The sequence below is a fragment of the Streptomyces europaeiscabiei genome (assembly GCF_001550375.1).
GTDB classification, from domain to species: Bacteria; Actinomycetota; Actinomycetes; order Streptomycetales; family Streptomycetaceae; genus Streptomyces; species Streptomyces europaeiscabiei.
The window spans coordinates 1-14,233 of sequence record NZ_LRTR01000286.1 but is presented as its reverse complement, the minus strand read 5'-3'; the positions used below and the strand labels follow the sequence as shown (position 1 = coordinate 14,233).

Genomic DNA, 14,233 nt, shown 5'->3' with positions numbered 1-14,233 from the left:
CGGGGCCTGCGGGGCCTGCGGGGCCTGCGGGGCCATGCTCATGGGCGGGGCGGCCGCTCCCCCGTGTGCTTCGGGGCCGGGCACGTACCCCATGGCGGGCCCGGCGCCGCCGCCCGAGAAGTTCACCCCGCGCTCCAGGCGGTCCAGGCGGGCCATGACGGACCGTTCGTCGCCGTAGGTGGCGGGGAGGAGCACGCGGGCACAGATCAGTTCGAGCTGGAGACGGGGCGAGTTGGCGCCGCGCATCTCGGTGAGGCCTTCGTTGACCAGGTCGGCGGCGCGGCTGAGCTCGGCGGCGCCGAAGACGCCGGCCTGGGCCTGCATCCGCTCCAGTACCTCGACGGGGGCGTCGATGAGGCCCTTCTCGATGGCGTCCGGCACGGCGGCCAGGATCACCAGGTCCCGCAGCCGCTCCAGCAGGCCGGCGACGAACCGCCGCGGGTCGTTGCCGGCTTCCATGACGTGGTCGACGACCTCGAAGGCCGCGGCCCCGTCCCCCGCGGCGAAGGCCTCGACGACCGAGTCGAGCAGCGACCCGTCCGTATAGCCGAGCAGCGACGTCGCCATGGCGTACGTCACACCCTCGTCCGTCGCACCCGCCAGCAGCTGGTCCATGACGGACATCGAGTCACGCACGGAGCCGGCCCCGGCGCGCACGACCAGCGGGAGGACACCCTCCGCGACCGGGATCTTCTCCTTGCCGCAGACCTCGCCGAGGTACTCCCGGAGCGTGCCGGGGGGCACCAGCCGGAACGGATAGTGGTGCGTACGCGACCGGATCGTGCCGATGACCTTCTCGGGCTCGGTGGTCGCGAAGATGAACTTGAGGTGCTCCGGCGGCTCCTCGACGACCTTCAGCAGCGCGTTGAAACCGGCCGACGTGACCATGTGGGCCTCGTCGATGATGTAGATCTTGTACCGGCTGCCCGCGGGGCCGAAGAAGGCCTTCTCGCGCAGCTCACGGGCGTCGTCCACACCACCGTGCGAGGCCGCGTCGATCTCGATGACGTCGATCGACCCCGGTCCGGTCCGTGCCAGGTCCTGACAGGACTGGCACGCTCCGCAGGGGGTCGGCGTGGGCCCCTGCTCGCAGTTCAGACACCGGGCGAGGATCCGCGCGCTGGTCGTCTTCCCGCACCCACGCGGCCCGCTGAACAGGTACGCGTGATTGACCCGGTTGTTCCGCAGCGCCTGCTGCAGCGGGTCGGTGACATGCTCCTGCCCGATGACCTCGGCGAACGACTCCGGGCGATAACGGCGGTACAGCGCGAGAGACGACACGCATACGAGGTTATAGGCGCCCACTGACAACACGGACCGCCGCCGAAGCAGACCAGGACCGAAGCGGCCATGAGGCGTGGCCGGGCCCCTCGGCGATCGGCCCGGGATCATCGGCTCCGGGCGGGAGCCATCGGCTCGGGGCGGGGGCCATCGGCTCGGGGCGGGCCCTGGATGCACAAGACCCCTCACGCACCCGCCAGAGCCAACCTACCCTTGCTGCCTTCCGGCCCTGGGGGAGTTCAGTCAGATAGCGCCGCGTGAGGGGCTGAGCCCAGCCTACCCGATTCCCGGCGGCCGCCGACCCGCCTCCCCGCCCCTCCCTCCCACATCGATCACCCGCCGCCGAACGGGTTCGCAACCACCCTCCGACGTCATGTAATGTTCCCGGCGGAGGATTCGCCTAGAGGCCTAGGGCGCACGCTTGGAAAGCGTGTTGGGTTCACACCCTCACGAGTTCGAATCTCGTATCCTCCGCCAGTGCCTCACCGGGCACGATGTCGAAGGGCCCCACCGCTCGCGGTGGGGCCCTTCGTCGTGCTCCGTCTCACTTTCCGTCTCAGTTGGGTTTTCCGTCTCAATCCGCGCCAGTCAGCCTCGGTCGGCCTCGGCGGCTCCCAGAGAGCGTCTCCGGATCTCCTGCGCGACATTGCGGAGCATCGGGCCGGTGATGTCCATGCACCAGGCACGCATGCGGGCCGCTCCCCCGGGCTCTCATCCCACGTCGACCACGCATCCGGGACACCGAGGAGGAGCAGCACAGTCGCTGCGGAGACGTACCCCTTACCCTCCCAGTCGGCTCCGGCCGGATCCGCTGATTTTCCGGCGTCTCCCGGTGGTGGCGAAGGATCTTGATCAGCGGATCGGGCAGGGATATCGCGCGCCTGAGTTGCGGGTCGTCACCTCGGGGTGCATGTTCGCCGTCGATCGAGGTTTCCGACGTCTTCGTCGTGGGGGTGAGGCCGACAAAGGAGGCGAGGTGGGCCGGGAAACCTCACCTGGCGGAATCTGCCCCGTCCGTCCAGCGTGATTGTCGAGTTCCCGCATGAATCGGCCGGCACCGCTACACGGCCTCCAGGGCGTCGGTCACTGTCACGTGCGCCCGGTCACCTCGCCGGTGGCCTCCTTCTGGATGGCGGCCGACCGGCGCAGGAAGTCGAGGATCACCTCGAGCTGATCGTCGGAGTAGTCGGCATACAGCGCTTCCAGCCCGGCGACGAAGGTCGCGAAAAGAGCACCGAAGCTCGCCACGTGTTCCCGGTCGATCTCGACGATCACCCGGCGACCGTCGTCGCGGTCACGCACCCGCCGGACGAATCCCTTGCGCTCCAACCGGTCGATCAGTCCGCTCACCGACGCGGGCGCCAGCCCGGTCCTCGCGGCGATCTCACCCGCGGTCAGCGCCTTCTCCCGTTCCAGCAGGTCGAGAGTCTTCTCCTCGGTGAGACCCAGCCCCATGCGCGCGCCGACGGCGGCGTGGAACATCACCGCGGCGTTGCTGTGCTCACGGCCCGCCCGGTGCAGCGCGGCCAGCAGCTCACCGCGTCGATCCGCGTCCCTTGACACTCGAGCCACCCCCTCCATATATTTCGTTCGATCGAACTAAATAACTGACTGTAATCATGCTATCAGTCGGCGACGGAGGTCACAATGACGAAGGCATTGCTCATCGGCAGCGGAATCGCTGGCCTGACCGCGGCCCTGGCCTTACGACGTGCCGGTATCGAACCGGTGGTCCACGAGGCGTACAGCCGGCCCGCCGACTACGCGGGGTTGTTCCTGAACACCGCCTCCAACGGCCTCAGCGCACTGCGGGCCATCGACATCGACATCGCCCACCAGACCGACAGCGTCCCCATCCCGCGCATGATCATGTGGAGCGGCACGGGTAAGCGACTCGGCGAAGTGGCCAACGGAACCGCGCTTCCGGACGGTTCGGTGAGCGTCTGCGTCCGGCGTGGCGAGTTGCTGAAGGTGCTGCGCGCGGAGGTCCGTGCCCGCGGCATCGCCATCGAGTACGGCAAACGCCTCGACTCCTACCGGACCCTGTCCACCGGCGTGGCGGCACGGTTCACCGACGGTACCGAGGCCACCGGTGACCTCCTCATCGGCGCCGACGGCATCCACTCCCGCACCCGGCGCCTACTCGACCCCGAGGCGCCGGCCCCGCGCTTCACCGGGCTCCTCAGCATCGGCGGGTACAGCCGCGGCACCGGACTGGCCCCCACGACCGGCACCCAGCACTTCGTGTTCGGCAGGCGGGCCTTCTTCGGTTACCTGGTCCGGGAGTCGGGCGAGACCTACTGGTTCGCGAACCTGCACCAGCCCGGCGAACCGGGCCGGGATGAGTTGAGCGCGACAACGCCCGACGAGTGGCGGCGCCGGCTGAGCGACCTCTTCGCCGACGACATGCCCCTCATCCGGCGCATCCTCGACAACTCCACCGCAGACGTCGGGGCCTACCCGGTGCACGACATTCCGACCAGCCCGGTCTGGCACCGCGGGCCCGTCGCGTTGATCGGTGACGCCGTGCACGCCACCTCCCCCTCCGCGGGCCAGGGCGCCTCGATGGCGCTGGAAGACGCCGTCGTGCTCGCCCAGTGTCTGCGGGACGCGCCCGATGTCACCACCGCCTTCACCACGTACGAGCAGCTGCGGCGACCTCGCGTGGAGAAAGTGGTGGCCTATTCCAAGTCCCTCTCCGGTACCAAGACCGCGGGCCCCGTCGCCCGGGTCTTCCGCGATCTCATGATGCCCGTCGCGCTGAAGCTCTTCGCCAACCCCAAGTCGCACGCCTGGATGTACGACCACCGCATCGACTGGCACCACCGGGTAGCCGTCTGATGCCCGGCACACCGACCACCCGGGACCGTCGAGGCGCGGCGAAGGCGGAGGGCAGGACAGCCGGCAGGCGCGGTGAGCGGCGGACCCTCCGGCGCATACTCATAGGCGTGAGCACGCTCGCATGCGTGCTGCTGACCACCCTGGGCGGAAGCTTTCTGTGGCTGTGGACCACCGCGGACACCAGCACGGTGGGCAGGACTTCCTTCCGCAACGAGCTCGCCATACCTCCGCTCGCCGAACCCACGCGGGTGAAGGCGGACGGCACCAAGGTCTTCGATCTGCGGATGCAAGCGGGCGAGACGGAGTTCAGAGCCGGCTTGAAGACCCCCACCTGGGGATTCAACGGCAGTCACCTGGGCCCCACGCTGCGCGCCCATCGGGGCGACAAGGTGGAAGTCCGCGTCCACAACCGCCTTGACGAGCCCTCGACCGTGCACTGGCACGGAATGCACTTGCCCGCGCGCATGGACGGCGGGCCCCACCAGACGGTACGGCCCGGCAGCACCTGGGCTCCGCGCTGGGAGATCGACCAGCCCGCTGCCACGCTCTGGTACCACCCGCACCCGCACGGACGGACGCAGAACCATGTGCAGCGCGGGCTGGCCGGCCTGTTCCTCCTCGACGACGACCGGTCCACGGCCCTGGCACTGCCGAGGAGGTACGGCGTCGACGATCTGCCGGTCATCGTGCAGGACGTGAGGTTCGACGGGGCGGAACTCGACCGCGGGCGCGGGCTGATGCAGGCCGTCGGGTTCCTCGGGGACCGCACCATGGTCAACGGCACTCTGGAACCGTACCGGGAGGTGAAGGACGAGCTGGTGCGCCTGCGTCTGCTCAACGCCTCCGTGTCCCGGACCTACGCCTTCGGGTTCGCCGACAACCGCCGCTTCGTCCAGGTGGCGACCGACGGCGGGCTGCTGCCGCGGCCTGAGCCGATGACGCGCCTGCAACTGTCGCCCGGTGAACGAGCCGAGACCGTCGTACGGATGAGTCCCGGCGAGCGCGTGGTGCTGCGCAGCCATCCGCAGGACTACGGCGAGGCCTGGAGCACCCGGTTCTCCGGCGGCGACGACTCCTTCGACGTACTGGAACTGAAGGCCGCGGCAACGCTCCGGCCCTCACCCGGACTTCCTTCCTCGCTCGGTGCACTGGAGGTGCCGGACGGCTCGCAGGCGACGCGCGGCCGGCGCTTCGACCTCAAGGTGTCCGGAATCAACGGCCAGGCCATGGCAATGGACCGAACCGACGAAACGGTCGTCCGGGGCACGACCGAGATCTGGACCGTCCGCAACGGCGACGGTATGCCACACAACTTCCACGTCCATGACGTCCAGTTCCGGGTGCTGCGAGTGAACGGCAAGGCACCGCCGCCACATCTGCGGGGTGCCAAGGACACGGTCTTCGTGCCGAACGGGACGACGATGAAGCTGGCCCTTCGCTTCGACGGCCCGGCCGACCCGGCCGCGCCGTACATGTACCACTGCCATCTGCTGTACCACGAGGACGTGGGGATGATGGGCCAGTTCGTGGTGGTGGAGAAAGGGCAACGGGCGCGAGGTCCCGGCCGCGACGCGCACACGGGGCATTGAGAGGTCGTGTGGCAGAGGGCGCGGGCGGCCCTCCACATGGTGAGGGCGCCCCGCAATGTGGTTGCAGATGGTCAGGCCACGCTCGCGGGGTTCGCAACACGCCGCACGAAATGTCGTCCCGCAACTGATCCCGCTCCTCGCACGCACCATGTGCAGGACAGGGCCAACCGCCGATGACGAGGCAGCGGGGGCGGCTGAAGACACCACCGCGGTGACCGCCGCCCCACTGCGTGACCTGGTCACCCAGCTTGCGCGTACCGGGAGGTGGCGGCCGGGTGATGCGGACATCCTCGTCGAGATGGACTCCGGCTACAGGAAACAGGGGCACCAGCGCACCAACCGGTCACCCACCGCGCCGGACCAGGACCTCTGAACAGCCGGAACGCAGACTGGGTCTGGTTGCAGTTCTGGTTGCATTCACCCCCGTCCGGCGCCGTACGCATGCCCGGAAGCAGGCCGCTCGACCGCAGCCCAGAACGCTCCTGATCACTCCAGGACCCCCAGACGAACAGTTGGAAAGCGTGTTGGGTTCACACCCTCACGAGTTCGAATCTCGTATCCTCCGCCAGTGCCTCACCGGGCACGATGTCGAAGGGCCCCACCGCGAGCGGTGGGGCCCTTCGTCGTTGTTCTCAGCCCTCGTTGTCCTGGTTTTGTTCACAGGTTTTTTTGGGGGCCCATACGGCTTCGGCGATCTTCCGGGCGATGTGAAGCCGAGCGTTCCTGACGACACTCCCCCGGAATCGCGAAACCGGCCACGACCGAGGCGGCCCGCGGCTCGTTCGCCCAGGCCACCGGCCGCGTCAACGACCTGGCGGTGCCGGCGTCGGCCACTGGCCGGCCTGTCGCGAGGGCCATCGCCGAGGGAGCGTGTCGCCACCGGAGCCCGCCGGGGCCGGGCCGGAGCCGGGGCCGTGCGGGGACTCCGTGGCCTGCACGCCACCAGCCACCAGGCCCGATACCGCAGCACCCTCATCCTGCCGCCTGATCAACCAGCACCCTCATCGCATACGCGCCCTCACGTGCGGTGCGTGATGTCGGTCCAGCGCCAGGCGCGCAGGGACGAGTCGGTGAAGATCCGGTCCAGCGCCCGGCCCAGCTCCTGGTCCTGGTCCTGGTCCTGGTCCGTGGGCCACCGAAGGCGAACGGTGAAGCGTTCGCCCACGAACTCCGGTTCGTAGTCCCAGCCATCGGGCAGCAGGGCGATGAACCGTACGGCTGCCAGTTCCGGGGCGCCGGCCGCCTCGGTGGAGCGGGGTTCGATCAGGACGACGCCGCGGCCCGTCATGAGGGGCGGCGGCGGGAGGACGGGAAGAACGGCAGGCTTCCGCCCGAGCCGAGTGCCTCGTCAAGGGCGAGCAGGACCCCCGCCGTGCCGGTGGCGAGGTCGGTCGACAGGCGCAGGGTCTGGTCGCCGAGGAAGGCGGGGTGGCCCGCGTACGGGATGGCGTGCCAGCCGAAGGCCACCAGGTGGCGGCGTACAGCGGCCTCGGTCTCCGACTTCGACCCCAACTCCGACTCCGGCTTCGGCTCCGACTCCGACTCCGGCTCTGGCTCTGGCTTCGGCTCTGGCTCCGGCGTTCTGTCGCGCAGGTGACGCAGGGCGAGCGTTGCCCCGGCGCGGCCCTGGAACAGGCCCGCCTGGGCCTGGTAGGGGGCTGCCAGCGATGACTGGAGGAGGGGGAGTGAGTCGTTCAGCTCCGGCTCGGGGGAGGGGAGATGAGGGAGTACGTCGCTCACGACCATCGCCACTCCCGCCCCGCCCACCGCCAGGTACGGCATCCGGCTGATGCCCGGCCCGGCCGACAACTCGGCGAGGTCGTGACGCAGCGCCTCCACCGCCCCGTGCAGCAGTTTCCGGTCACCCGTCTTCTCGTACAGCCGCAGCAGGAACAGCGCCGCGCCCGTCGCCCCGTACAGCAGGCCCGGTCGTGGGCGGGCCGCGTAGCCGCCCGGGGTACGGTCCGCGACCAGCTCCGCGAGGCGTTCGGCCGCGTCGAGGTGGCCGAAGTGGAGCAGGGAGAGGCCGATGCCGGGGAGGCCTGCGAAGAGGGAGCCGTCCAGGTCGTCCATCGGCAGGGCGAGGGCCCGGTCCAGGACTTCACGTGCCTCGACCGTACGGCCCAGGGCGTCGAGGGCGTACGCGATGCCGTGCAGGCCGTCGTAGAAGCCGGGGCGGGGGTCGGCCCAGCGGCGTACGCGCTCGGTCAGCCAGTCCACGTGTGCGGCCGGGATCTCCGTGCCCGCGCTGCCGAGCGCCCACAGGACTCCGGCCGCGCCGTGGGCGAGGTCGAGGCCGCCGCCCGGGGCGGTGAACTGGGCGATGTCGCCGGGGAAGAGGCGGTCCTCGCGGTCCGGGGTCGCGGTGGCCAGGATTCCGGCCGCGAGTGACGCGCGCAGGGACGGCCAGTCGGCGGGGGTGAGGGTCTCGGGCCAGACCGGGGCAGCGGCGCGCTCGCCGCTCACCGCGGTCTCAGAGTCCGCGTCGGCCTCGGCTTCCGCGTCGGCCTCAGCGGCCTCGATCGCCTCGCTACCCTCCGGGCCCGCCAGATCCGCCGCCACCCGCTCCGCGAAGTCCGCCGGTACCGGGAAGTTCTCCGTCACCAGCGCGATCAGCTGCTGCGTCTTCTCCCGGCCCCAGCCCACCACCACCGTCAGCGGCAGGAACACCGCGAGGCGCAGGCAGCCGAGCGCGTACCGGTCGACAGCCGCGCCGACGTAACCGGCCGGGGCGCGGAAGCCGGGGGCGCCGATCGCCTGAGGTGCCGCGTCGTCGACCGGGCTCGCCGTCTCCAGGTCGATGAAGGCGATCGTGTCGTCCGGCCGGACCATGACGTTGTTGGGGTGCAGATCGCCGAAGACCACGCCCCGGGCGTGCATGGCCCGCACGCCCGCGTCGATCTGGTCGATGACGGACAGCGCCCAGGAGGTGTACGCCGCGAACGACTCGGGGGAGGCGTCGGCATCCGGGCACAGCAGCGGGTTGGACTCGTGGATGCGGGTGTGGAGCGATGCACCGGGCACGAACTCCCTGGTCAGGAAGTAGTGTTCGCGGCCCTTTCGGTAGTCGATCAGCGGCGGTACGCAGTCCAGTCCCGCCAGCCGCTCCAGCGCCCAGCGCTCCCGCTCCAGCCGGGACACGGCGTCCGCGCCCTCCTCGTCGAGGCCGGCCAGCGGGCGGGCCTCCTTGAGGAGCACGGAGGCGGAGGCCTCGGTACCGGGGCCCTGGCGCAGGTCCGCGGCCTCGTACACGCCGCCCCCGTTGGAGAAGTGCAGCGCCCTGACCGCGCGGAACGGGAAGTCGCCCATCGTGCTCGCGTTACGGGCCGCCAGCGACTCGGCGAGGCAGTCCGGCAGCGTCACCCACGCGGGCGGCCGGAACCCGGGGCCGCGTACGTCGGGGACGAGGCGGCCGTCCGGGTCCTCGATGCAGTGCACCGGGTCGCCCTTCGCGTCCCGGCCGAGGCGGGCGACGAAGCCGCCGTAGCGGACGTAGAGCGGGCCGGAGCGCCAGCGCAGGTCGCTGAGGATGTACGGGCCGGGCTCGCCGCCTATCTCGGCGTCCAGCTCGACGAGCACCCGCTCCAGCTGGGCCTCGTCCAGCGGGTAGACGGTGATGAACTTGCCGCTCGCGCCGCGGTCGCCGTACTTGCTGTTGCGGCGGCTCAGGACCTTGGCGCTGCGGATGTACTTGAAGGTGAGCCGCTCGCGTACGCAGTAGGCGCGTACGGTGTCGAGGATGCGGTCGGCGTTGTCCCGGGTCGCCGAGACATGGATCTTCCAGCCCTGGCCGGGGAGTTCGGTGTGCGGCGGCGTCAGCACCACCCAGTCGCTGTTGACGCTCCGGGTCCAGCCCGCGGGGGGTTCCGCCACGACTTCGGCGGGCTCGGTGGCGGCGGCGGTCGCCGGGTCCTCGTAGAACGCGTTGTCGGCCTGGCAGTAGGTCACATACCGGAGATCCATGATCGTTCTCCCTGTCCCTCTCCGTCTCGCTTCTCGGCTTCTCGGCTTCTCGGCTTCTCGGCTACCAGCGCCAGGCCGGCGCGACGTACTTGGTGTAGAGCCACTCCCAGCCCGGCCGGCTGCCCGCGTCCAGTTGGGCCGTGCCCGAGACGTCGGCGGGAGCCCGGCCCCGCGCATCGCTTACCTCCAGCGGAAGGCCGAGCGCCGGGGTCGGCAGGGCCTCGCTGCGGACCGGGATCAGGGCCGACAGCGGGGCCATGGCGTCCGTGCCGTCCGCCCCGTCGACCGCGACCGTCGCGGCGCCGGTCTGCTCGCGGGTCGCGATGCCTGCGCGGTAGAGGCGTACCGAGGCACCGGCCTCGATCAGCGAACGGTCGGTGGAAGAGGGCAGGAGCAGCGTGATCCGGCCGTCCTTGGCCGTCGTATAGCCGCCGTTGACGGTGTACGGGACCTGGACCAGCTGTCCGAGTACGGCGAGGGTGGCGGCGGCGAGGGCGAGCACCGCGCCGAGGCGCCAGGGGCGCCCGCCCGCCGTACGGGCCTCGCGGGCGAAGCGGCGTACGCCACGCGTCAGGTGGTGGAGGAAGTAGCCGATGCCGCACAGGACGAGGAGCGCGCCCAGGGCGCCGAGGCGCTGGAGGCTGTCCGACCAGAGGGTGATCGCGCCCGCCACGATGTAGAGCGGGAACGTCATGCAGAGCAGGCCGAAGGGGACCGCCCAGCGCACGCCGGGCAGTTCGCGGCGGTAGCCGGTGCCGCCGGTCAGCAGGCGGGCCAGCCATCTGCGGGCGTCGGTCATCGCCCGGTCGCGCACATGCGGGATGTCGAGGTGGCTCATCAGCGCGATGTAGCCGTCCAGCTTCACGAACGGCAGGAGGTTGAGAACGCCGGAGAGGTAGGTGACGACGGCGTACACAAGGACCCCGTCGCGCGCCGCCGAGTCGCCCATGAAGAGAGTGGCGAGGGCAGCGCCCCCGGCGATGACGGTCTGTGTGGCGATTCCGGCGAGTGCGACCCGTACCCGCTGTTCCTTGCGCGGCAGCCGCCAGCCGTCGGACACGTCGCAGAAGAAGGCCGGCGACATGTAGAAGAGCATCATGCCCATCCGGGTCGGCCGTCCGCCGTAGTACGTGAGGACCGCACCGTGGCCGATCTCGTGGACGGCGGTGGTGGCGAGCACCGCGCCGATCACGCAGAGGTAGAGCAGGGGCGCGAAGGGACGCCCCAGCGCGCCCTGGAGATCGGCCGTCTGGAGGGCCAGGGCGAGCAGTCCGCCGATCGTGACGGCCGAGGCGGCCAGGGCGGCCTTACGGTTCGCGGCGGCCGCCACCAGCGGGGCGAGTCGGGCCAGCAGCCGGTCCGGCTTGAGGAGGGTGAACTGGAGGGTGAGCGGCGGGACGAACCGGAACCAGGAACTCCGGTCTTTCTTCGGCACCCCGTCGTCCAGCACCTTCGCCCCGGCGAGTGTCCGCACCGCCGAGCCGACATCGGCCTGGGTCCAGGGCGCGCCGAGGGCGTCGGCCAGGTCGTCGTGGTCGCGCACGCCGTCGACGGCCCGGACGAGGCGGGCCAGGTCCTCCTGGAGGCGGAAGTACTGGTGGCTGCCGCGCTGCACCACCCAGGGTGCACCCGGCTCGGCCGGCTCGTGGACCACCACGTCGGGGGCGAGGCGGGGACGGGCCAGCCGCTCGGGGGCCAGTAGTACGGCACCGGCGGGTGTGCTGGACATGCCTGGTTCTCTCCTCAGGACGGCGGGACGTGGCGGATTTCAGCGGACTCGGACGACGCCTGATGTGGTCGGGCGGCATCGGACGACGTCAGTTGTCGCCGAGCGGACTCGGACGACGTCAGATGCCGTCGGGCAGGGCTCGGACGAGCGTTGGACGACGTCAGGCGGCATCGGACGGCGTCTGTTCGTCAGGTGCGGCATCGGACGAACGTCGGACGACGTCATGTGTCGAGGCGGCATCGGACGACAACAGATGTCGTCAGGCGGCAGGTGTCAGGCGTCAGGCGTCAGGCGTCATCGGACGACGTCGGACGACGTCAGACGACGTCGCGGGCGGTGAACAGCTTCCGGGCGAGCAGCCCGGCGGCCGCGAGCCAGCCCGCGATCACCAGCAGCGCGAGCGGCGTGGACAGCAGCTCGGGCTTCATGTCCCGGTAGACGGAGCTCTGGGCGATCGTCATCAGGTACTTGCCGGCGTCCGGCACCAGGACCTGCACCGCCGGATCGACGACCAGGGTCAGCGCGACGACGGTCACGACGGCCCCGACCTGGTGCCGGACGATCCAGCCGATCAGCGCGCCCCAGGGAGCGGCGAGCGTGTTGACGGCGAAGACGCCCAGCAGGATCAGCCAGGTCTCGCCGTGCCACGCGGGCTCGGTCCCGTTGGCCGCGAGTGCCCCCCAGGCGGAGGCGAGGGACAGCGCGGCGGTGAACAGCGCGGCGAGGGCGCCCACGGCGGTGGCGATCAGCACCTTGGCGGCGAGCAGGCGGGTACGGCCGCCGCTCATCAGCACGGAGCGGCCGATGGCACCCGAGGTGTACTCGCGGGACACGAAGATCGCGCCGAAGAGGGAGGTGAACAGCGACATCATGAACCAGGAGCGGACGATGTCATCGGTGACGGCGGCCCGGCCCATGGTGCCCTCCTCGATGGCCGTGGCGCCCTGGGAGGCGTAGCCGAGGGCACCGAGCAGGGACATCAGGACGCCGCATCCGACCAGGATCAGCCAGCCGCGGCCGGTCCAGGCCTTGGCCCATTCGCCGGCGAGCAGGTTACGCATGGTTCTGTCCTCCGACAGCGGATGATGCGGTCGTCGCCGTGCCGACCAGGGAGAAGAACCGGTCTTCGAGGCGTTCCCCTTCGCCCGTGCCGACGAGTCCTTCGAGCGGACCGGCGTACCGCAGCGAGCTCTGGATGATCACGACGTCGTCCACGGTCTGCTCCACCTCGGAGAGCAGATGGCTGGAGACGAGGACGGTCCGGCCCTCGTCGGCCAGGCCGCGCAGCAGGCCGCGCAGCCAGCGGATGCCGTCCGGGTCGAGGCCGTTGGCGGGCTCGTCCAGGACGAGGAGTTCGGGGTCGGGGAGCAGGGCGGTGGCGAGCGCGAGGCGCTGTTTCATGCCGGTCGAGTAGCCCTTGACGGGGCGGGAGGCCGCGCCGTCGGCCAGGCCGACCAGTTCGAGGACCTCCTCGACGCGCTGCTTGGGCAGGCCCAGGGTCCGGGCCCAGATGGTGAGTTCGCGTCGGGCGCTGGCTCCCGGGAGCGGTCCTACGGCGTCCATGCTGACGCCCACCCGGCGAGCGGCGTGGGGCAGTTCGGCGTACGGGCGGCCGAAGACGGCCGCCTCGCCGGAGGTCGGCCGGCAGAGGCCGAGGAGCATCCGCAGCGAGGTGGTCTTGCCGGCTCCGTTGCGGCCGAGGAGGCCGACGATCCGACCGGGCTGCACCTCGTACGTCAGGTCGTCGACCGCCGTGACCTCGCCGAAGCGCTTGGTCAGGCCGCGCAGGGCGACGACGGGGGCGGCGCCGGTGCTCGATGCGTTCGCGGTACTCAACGGCGCGCCTTACGGAGGTTGGCACCGATCCGGACCAGGCAGCTCAGCATGACGACACCGAGGCCGGCCATGACGAAGATCTCGAGGCCGCCCGTCAGCTGCGTGGTCGCGACCGCCATGCCGAGCGGGATGAGAGCGCAGGCGAAGGCGAGGTTCTTGTTCTCGGCCGCTGCCTTGTCTCGGCTGTTGGCCATGCTGGACTCCTTGGTGGGGCGAGGTGGTGGAAAGCGAAGCGCGGATTCCGCGGTGGCGGCCCAGGGGTCCTGTGAGGTCCCAGGGACGCCGCCGCGGAAATCCGTATGCGGTTCAGTCGCCGCTGATCAGCTTGATCCGGTGGATCGGCTTGATCCGGTGGGTCAGCTGGATCCAGTGGCCTGGATCAGGTGGCGATGACCGCGCTGGCGACGGTGCTGATCACGACGCCGGTCTTGAAGCCGCTCCAGAAGCCCGGGGCCTCCATGGCCTCCAGCTCCTGCATGCCCAGCTCCAGCGATGCGTCGAAGCCGTTCGGCTCCTGCGTGACGGTGTCCTTCATATCCGTTCCCCTCCCGTTGAGTTGAGACTGAATCGAGTCGAGTGAATCAGGTCCACCAGCCGGGCCTTCATGGCCTCCTGCTGCACGACCCCGGGCCGATCAGGTGATGATCGAGACGGCGACGCCCGTCGAGACACCGACGGCCGACACGACGGTCGCGCCCACGACGACGCCACCGGCGGTCCACCAGCCCGGGGCCTCCATCGCCTCGAGCTCCTGCATGCCCAGCTCCAGGTCGGAGCTGAAGTTGTTGTTGTCGAAGTTCTCCTGCATGGGAACTCCCCCTTTTCTCATGAGTGTCGAGAGCCGTTGCTCTCTTTTCCGCCCGCTCCCGGGACCGGGAGCGGAAGTCTCAGGTGTGCGCGGGATGCGCGGTGCGGACTGTGTGCGCGGTGCGGGCGGTGGTCGCGGTGCGGGCGGTGTGCGCGGTGGTCGCGCCCAGCGCCGCGTCCAGCAGGC

Annotated in this window: 13 protein-coding genes, 1 tRNA gene and 1 other RNA gene; 4 read left to right on the top strand and 11 right to left on the bottom strand. The window is 70.5% G+C overall.

The window, feature by feature from the left end:
- Both AWZ10_RS13915 and ffs read right to left on the bottom strand, forming a co-directional pair.
- The coding region (locus tag AWZ10_RS13915) for a DNA polymerase III subunit gamma and tau (RefSeq protein ID WP_159058268.1) at positions 1-1,281 on the bottom strand (1,281 nt) is incomplete at its 3' end.
- 173 nt (positions 1,282-1,454) lie between these two features.
- An RNA gene (gene ffs, locus AWZ10_RS13910) (signal recognition particle sRNA small type) lies at positions 1,455-1,551 on the bottom strand.
- Positions 1,552-1,670: 119 nt separating this feature from the next.
- On the opposite strand from ffs, the gene AWZ10_RS13905 reads away from it, so the two are divergent.
- Positions 1,671-1,758, top strand: a tRNA-Ser gene (locus tag AWZ10_RS13905).
- Positions 1,759-2,370: 612 nt separating this feature from the next.
- Here the strand turns inward: AWZ10_RS13905 and AWZ10_RS13900 are convergent.
- Positions 2,371-2,844 (bottom strand): MarR family winged helix-turn-helix transcriptional regulator, encoded by a 474-nt coding sequence (locus AWZ10_RS13900; RefSeq protein ID WP_244172484.1) that lies wholly within the window; start codon positions 2,842-2,844, stop codon positions 2,371-2,373.
- An 84-nt stretch (positions 2,845-2,928) separates the two neighbouring features.
- On the opposite strand from AWZ10_RS13900, the gene AWZ10_RS13895 reads away from it, so the two are divergent.
- From AWZ10_RS13895 to AWZ10_RS13885, 3 genes are all read left to right on the top strand, one after another.
- Complete coding sequence (locus tag AWZ10_RS13895; RefSeq protein ID WP_046706138.1) at positions 2,929-4,122, top strand: FAD-dependent monooxygenase; 1,194 nt, start codon at positions 2,929-2,931, stop codon at positions 4,120-4,122.
- 107 nt (positions 4,123-4,229) lie between these two features.
- Positions 4,230-5,711, top strand: coding sequence for a multicopper oxidase family protein (locus AWZ10_RS13890; RefSeq protein ID WP_234361144.1), 1,482 nt, complete (start codon positions 4,230-4,232; stop codon positions 5,709-5,711).
- Positions 5,712-5,922: 211 nt separating this feature from the next.
- Complete coding sequence (locus tag AWZ10_RS13885) at positions 5,923-6,084, top strand: hypothetical protein (protein ID WP_159058267.1); 162 nt, start codon at positions 5,923-5,925, stop codon at positions 6,082-6,084.
- A 645-nt stretch (positions 6,085-6,729) separates the two neighbouring features.
- Here the strand turns inward: AWZ10_RS13885 and AWZ10_RS13880 are convergent.
- The 8 genes from AWZ10_RS13880 to AWZ10_RS52345 all read right to left on the bottom strand — a co-directional run bounded on the left by AWZ10_RS13880 (position 6,730) and on the right by AWZ10_RS52345 (position 14,047).
- Positions 6,730-6,999, bottom strand: coding sequence for a hypothetical protein (locus AWZ10_RS13880; RefSeq protein WP_060891198.1), 270 nt, complete (start codon positions 6,997-6,999; stop codon positions 6,730-6,732).
- Entirely contained in the window at positions 6,996-9,674 is a 2,679-nt protein-coding gene (gene lanKC / locus AWZ10_RS13875; RefSeq protein ID WP_060891197.1) for a class III lanthionine synthetase LanKC, read from the bottom strand. The genes AWZ10_RS13880 and lanKC overlap by 4 nt, the downstream gene beginning before the upstream one ends.
- A gap of 61 nt (positions 9,675-9,735) precedes the next feature.
- Entirely contained in the window at positions 9,736-11,403 is a 1,668-nt protein-coding gene (gene mpaP / locus AWZ10_RS13870) for a daptide biosynthesis intramembrane metalloprotease (protein WP_060891196.1), read from the bottom strand.
- A gap of 317 nt (positions 11,404-11,720) precedes the next feature.
- Positions 11,721-12,464, bottom strand: coding sequence for an ABC transporter permease (locus tag AWZ10_RS13865; RefSeq protein WP_046706134.1), 744 nt, complete (start codon positions 12,462-12,464; stop codon positions 11,721-11,723).
- Entirely contained in the window at positions 12,457-13,239 is a 783-nt protein-coding gene (locus AWZ10_RS13860) for an ABC transporter ATP-binding protein (protein ID WP_046706133.1), read from the bottom strand. The genes AWZ10_RS13865 and AWZ10_RS13860 overlap by 8 nt, the downstream gene beginning before the upstream one ends.
- Positions 13,236-13,433, bottom strand: a complete 198-nt coding sequence (locus AWZ10_RS13855; RefSeq protein WP_037689383.1) for a hypothetical protein — start codon at positions 13,431-13,433, stop codon at positions 13,236-13,238. Before AWZ10_RS13855 ends, AWZ10_RS13860 begins: the two co-directional genes overlap by 4 nt.
- 185 nt (positions 13,434-13,618) lie before the next feature.
- On the bottom strand, positions 13,619-13,774 hold the full coding sequence (locus AWZ10_RS52350) for a daptide-type RiPP (RefSeq protein ID WP_162948414.1): 156 nt from the start codon (positions 13,772-13,774) through the stop codon (positions 13,619-13,621).
- Between the two features lie 99 nt (positions 13,775-13,873).
- Positions 13,874-14,047, bottom strand: a complete 174-nt coding sequence (locus AWZ10_RS52345; protein WP_162948415.1) for a daptide-type RiPP — start codon at positions 14,045-14,047, stop codon at positions 13,874-13,876.
- Positions 14,048-14,233 lie beyond the last annotated feature (186 nt).